Origin of the sequence: Cutibacterium nasicola, from assembly GCF_051303185.1 — a bacterium.
In the GTDB taxonomy this organism is placed as follows: domain Bacteria; phylum Actinomycetota; class Actinomycetes; order Propionibacteriales; family Propionibacteriaceae; genus Cutibacterium.
In genome coordinates, this window is sequence record NZ_JBPPGE010000012.1 from 1 (window position 1) to 4,995 (window position 4,995).

Below are 4,995 nucleotides of genomic sequence, written 5' to 3' on the forward strand. Positions count from 1 at the left end.
GATGGCCCTCGCGAAGGTCTCTGGGGAGAACTTCCCCGCGTGCTCCAATACGGTGCGCTCCTCGAGAGGGTTCTCGCGGAACTGGCGGATGGCCTGCGTCACGGCTCCGGGGGTTGCGGAGTCGAAGAATCGTCCGGAGACGCCGTCCACGACGGTGTCCAGGTAGCCACCGGCATGTAGCCCCAGGCAGGGGGTTCCGAAGGCGAAGCCCTCCACGGGGGTCAACCCGAAGTCCTCCTTGCTCGGCGCGATGACCGCCGACGCGTGGGCGTAGGCCCAACGCAGCTGGGCGTCACTGATGCCTTCGAAGAAGGATACGTTGGCGGGGGCGAGATCGTGCAATTCATCGCGCAATGGCCCTGACCCGACGACGACCAGATGCTCATCGGGCAGATCCACGAAGGCATTCAGCACGATGTCGACATTCTTGTAGGGCATGAGGCGGCTGACCACCAGGAAGAAGGAGGGATGATCCAGTCCCGGTAGTGGCTCCTGGGGGCCGGTGGGATTCAGGGAGTACGGCGGATGCACGACTGCTGCCTCGATCCCGTACACGTCACGGATACGGTCGCGAACCACTGTCGAGTTGCACAGGTACTCGTCCGCGGACGCGGCGGCCCTGCGATCCCAACGTCGTAGCGGTGGGGTGAGCACCTTGAGGACGATCCCCTTGGGAGATCGCCACCAGTGTCCGCCGAGGTAGTCGTCGGCCAGGTAGAGGAAACGGGCGGGGGAGTGGCAGTAGACGACCTTGCGGCAGTTCGGTGGGGTCTTGACCCCGTGCGCGAAACCGGTTGTCGAGACGAGAACGGTGTCCGTCCCCGTCGGCACCTCGGTGTGGTCGAAGGCCCAGTCGTAGAGCGGAAGACCGGCTCGAAAGTGGCGACGGAGCCATCCGATCTTGTTCAGCGGAGAGGTGATGACCTCATGAGTGGAGAACTCAGGGTAGGTGAGGTCCGATTCATACACCGATGTGATGATCGGGGCCTCCGGGAACATTCTGGCGAACTGGGTGACGACACGTTCTGCACCACCTCGTTGCGTGAGGTAGTCGTGGGCGATGGCGACGTGCGGGGCGCCCTGGTCGGGCTCCGGATCGACGTCAGCCAGGATCTCCGCGAGACGGGCGCGTCCGGCCTCGGGGGAGAAGTTCTCCTGCCAGCGGTCGTGAGCTGCGTCCAGGAGACCCTTGTTGTAGCCCTCGGCGGCCCTTTCGATGGCATCGGCCAGGCTGGTGGCGTCGTCCGCTCGCGCCACGAAGGGATGATCGGGGCCGGCGACCTCCTGCAGTGCCCCGGCATCGGTGAGGACGAAGGGGCAGCGCGCCGACATTGCCTCGGAGACGACAAGGCCGAAGGGCTCGGGCCATACAGATGGGAAGACCGAGAGATCGACTGAGGAGAAGAACTCGTCACGGTCCATCCAGCCGCGGTGGTCGACGAGGTCGCCCAGACTCGCGATGCGACGGGCGACGAGTTGGGCGTCGGCCGGGTCGACGAACCGGGATTCCCCGGCCAGCAGTAGCCTGAATCGCCCAGGGTGCCGGCGCTTCAACTCGGCCATCGCCTCGCACAGTCGCGGGACCCCCTTGTCGGATGACAGTCGACCGAGGAATCCGACTGTGACGGTGCCCTCCACCGGGCGAGGAGCACGGTGGCGTGCTGGGGGATTCCAATTCCACATCACCCGGGCGTCGGAGACCGCCTCTGCCATCGATGCCGAGGGGACGACCGTTGCCAGGGTCCCATGACGGGCCACGACAGCCAGGGCGCGCAGCTTTCCGAGTGGGCGTTGGTGCAGGTGGACGACCCGGTCGGGGTGCCCCGAGGTGGCGAAGGCCGGGCGCAGCCCGTTGCACCACAGCAGCCCGGTGCGCTCACTCGCGTCCCAGCGACGCAGATTCTCCAGGTACTTCCCGGTGGTGTCGCCGTGGATGGCGATGACCCGGAAACCCCGCTTGCGGGCTTCCTCAACAACGTCGCCGGGAGTCTGGGGTGCAATGATGGTGACGTCGCGTCCCAATTCACGGGCGGCCTCGGCGATGGCGAGCATCATGACCTCACCGCCGCCCATCGTGCCTTGGTTCGAGGCGATGGTGAAACTGGTCACTGTGTCAGTTACCTCCAGACAAGTACGAGATGAGGATGTTGACGGTGGATGAGTGTCGGTGTGGGGCCACCCGGAGGGCATTGGTTGAACGGCGCCATTGCGGTCTCGGGAGGTTTTGGCGCCCGCCGGTGGTGTCATCGAGCCCTCTCAAGGGTCACCGTCCCGAACTTGGAGACCTGGTACCCGTCGTGGACCTTTATTTTGTCCGTCGGAGCGATGATGAAGTCCGGTTTGGTCCGGTCCTCGTACTTCCGGGTGGCGTTGTCGACGTCGATGTGGATGATCCGGCATGTCTCGTCGGGGCAGGCCATCCGCCACCACCAGTACTCGTGGACGTATGAGTGCTCGCCGGCCAGCGCGACCACGCTGTCCTCCCGGGCGTGGGAGCGGACATGGGCGGCCGTGTCGATCCAGCCCGCTCTCTCCTCTGGTGGAACTGACGCGAGGAGCTCCCGAGCGTCATCGGTTTTGATGACGGAGCTTCCGCCGACCAGCGGGCGCCACTTCTGTGCCACCAGCCAAGGGAGGCACTGGAGCGCACAGCCGGCCACCACGAGGAGGGCAAGCACTCCCCGTACCTTGGGCTTTAGGGGTGTTATGGCCAGGGCGAGACCGACGGAGGAGAGCGCCAGCAGCGGGAGCATCAGCCGCCCGATCCAAGTCTGGTAGCACACGACGGCTGAGAAGAGCGCGTAACTGGCCAGTAGCAGGACCGCGGGTATCCATGCCAGTCGCCGGGATCTCGGATGGAGGGCGACGAGGAACAGTATGACGATCGTGACGACGAACTGAACGACGTTCGCGGCTCGGTCCTCGTTACGCTCGGAATCCAGTGAGTATCCCTGAGTGAAGGAGTATCGGGGATCGTCAACGTCAACCCCGGAGACGGCCTCCGATGCCTCTTTCAAGCCTTCGGAGAGATACGAGTTGATCGATCCGAGGGCGGACCCTTTGCCTTCCGGCAGCGGTAGGGCGAGGTTGGGGCCGAGATTCTTGATCGAGTTGGCTGCCAGCGCGCGTCCCGGGTTCCCGCTTACGGTCAGTCCGAGGTCCGGCCCGGTCAGGCGTCCGAAGGTCTCGTCGTTGCGAATCGCCCAGCCGACGTTGAGGGCTCCCACCGAGACGATCGAGACGATGAGGGCCCCAATGATCGCCTCCTTGCCGTGGCGGATGATCCTCGCCACGGCCCACACGATCACGGGGGCCAGGATGAGGGCCGCGGTGGGCTTGACAGCCAGGGTCGCACACGCCGTCGCCGGGGCAACAGCTAGGGCAGCTGCGCGGCCGTGATCCTCGGCCCGATGGCTGACGAGGGCGACCGTCAGGGCCACGAAGGCCGTGGCGACGAGGTCATTCTGGGTTGTCGCGGACTCGCCGATCACCAGCGGGGCCGACAGGAGAAAGGCCCCGGCCACCCACGAGGACGTCGTCGACGCCCCCAGGTTGCGGGACGCACGGAAGATCGCCAGCGCGGTGGCCAGTCCTGCCGTCCATTGCCCGAGGAACATGAAGTGGTCGGATCCGAAGATCGCCAGCAGCCAGGCCGTCATGATCTCCGCGCCGGCCGGCAGGTAGTACTGGGCCGGGTAGGGCGTTGCGAAGTCGCCGAGGGTGCTGTTCTGGAACGCCTGTTCCACCTTAGGTAAGTGGTACGCCAGCGAGTCGATGTTGTTCGGCGCCGTCGCGACCCCGGTGACGAAGGTCACGATCGCGAGGATGCCGATAAACAGCAGGGCGAGGCGTCCGACCCACGACGAGCCACGCCACTGCCGGCCGACGGCGGCGAGGAAGTATTCGGGGTGCCGCCAGGAGCGCGTCAACACCGCGGTGATGATGACCGCGATCGACAACACCGACGCGATGACTGTGAGCCACACCTCGGTGAGGATGTGCAGTGCCGAGAGTCCCTCCCCGATTGCGATCGCGGGTATCGCGGCCGCCGCGAAAGTCATGGGGACGGACAGGGCTATCGTCCAGATGCGGGCCATGAGGCACAGTAGGCCGTACAGGCCGCCCAAGAGCAGGGCGGCGGTGATGATGTGCAGGGCGACGGTCATGTCAGTTCCTCCTCCCCCACCGCCGGGAGGAGCCCTCGATCACCTGCTGGTAAACCCGCGAGATGCCCTCAACCATGTTCGCCACGGTGGGAATGGCGTCGGTCAGGGTGGGGCGGTTGTCCAGGCGGAGTCCCTGCCGGATGGCCACTTCCGCCAGCGCTTCGACGTCATCGGCCTCGGCGATGCACCGGGCAGGAAGGATCTCTGGGTTGCCGCCGACCGGGCTCGCGGCCACGCCCATTCCCTGCGCGAGGGCGTCGAGGAGGGTGTAGGAGCAGTTGTCCGACTTTGAGGGTTGAACGATGACGTCATGGTTGGTCATCGCCTCGCCGGGACGGACGAAGCCGGGGAAGCTCGCCTTGTCCTCGAGGCCCAAGCGGCGCGTCAGGGTCTTGAGAGAGGCTTCCTCACTCCCGGTCCCGGCCACCGTCAGGGTCGCCTCCGGATGCTCACGGGTGATGTGCTCGAAGGCACGAATCGTCGCGGAGATGTTCTTCTCCTTCGACAGTCGCGCGAGGGACAGCAACCGCAGACCAGGCTCGCGGGACGGCGGGGTGGTGGGACGGTCGATGCCGTTGAGCATGACCGTGATCGGCCCCTTCGCATGCCACTGGTGACGTATTTCCCGTTCTGTCGCCTGAGACACGGCGATGACATGGGCGAATCGGTGCAGCCGGACACGGTGGGCTGTCTCCATGAAGACTGCCGAAGCCCGGTTCGGGTGATACATGAACCGGTCCGTCGGGATGGTGTGCTCGGTCGAGACCAGCTTGACTCCGGTGCCCACCGAAGCCATTGCCGACAGGAAATCGGCCTTGGCCAGGTGGGA

3 protein-coding genes are annotated in these 4,995 nt (G+C 65.7%); all 3 read right to left on the reverse strand.

Going from position 1 to position 4,995, the window contains the following annotated elements; genetic code table 11:
* A partial coding sequence (locus ACSJJT_RS12165; RefSeq protein ID WP_435918524.1) for a glycosyltransferase family 4 protein occupies positions 1-2,109 on the reverse strand: 2,109 nt, incomplete at its 3' end.
* Between the two features lie 134 nt (positions 2,110-2,243).
* Positions 2,244-4,166 carry a glycosyltransferase family protein gene (locus ACSJJT_RS12170; RefSeq protein ID WP_435918525.1) on the reverse strand — a complete coding sequence of 641 codons (1,923 nt, stop codon included), beginning with the start codon at positions 4,164-4,166 and terminating at the stop codon, positions 2,244-2,246.
* A 1-nt stretch (position 4,167) separates the two neighbouring features.
* The coding region (locus tag ACSJJT_RS12175) for a glycosyltransferase family 4 protein (RefSeq protein ID WP_435918526.1) at positions 4,168-4,995 on the reverse strand (828 nt) is incomplete at its 5' end.

What these genes read in the sequence shown, in the direction of transcription:
- ACSJJT_RS12170 (WP_435918525.1), bottom strand. Translation starts at nt 4,166, where the DNA reads ATGACCGTCGCCCTGCACATCATCACCGCCGCCCTGCTCTTGGGCGGC.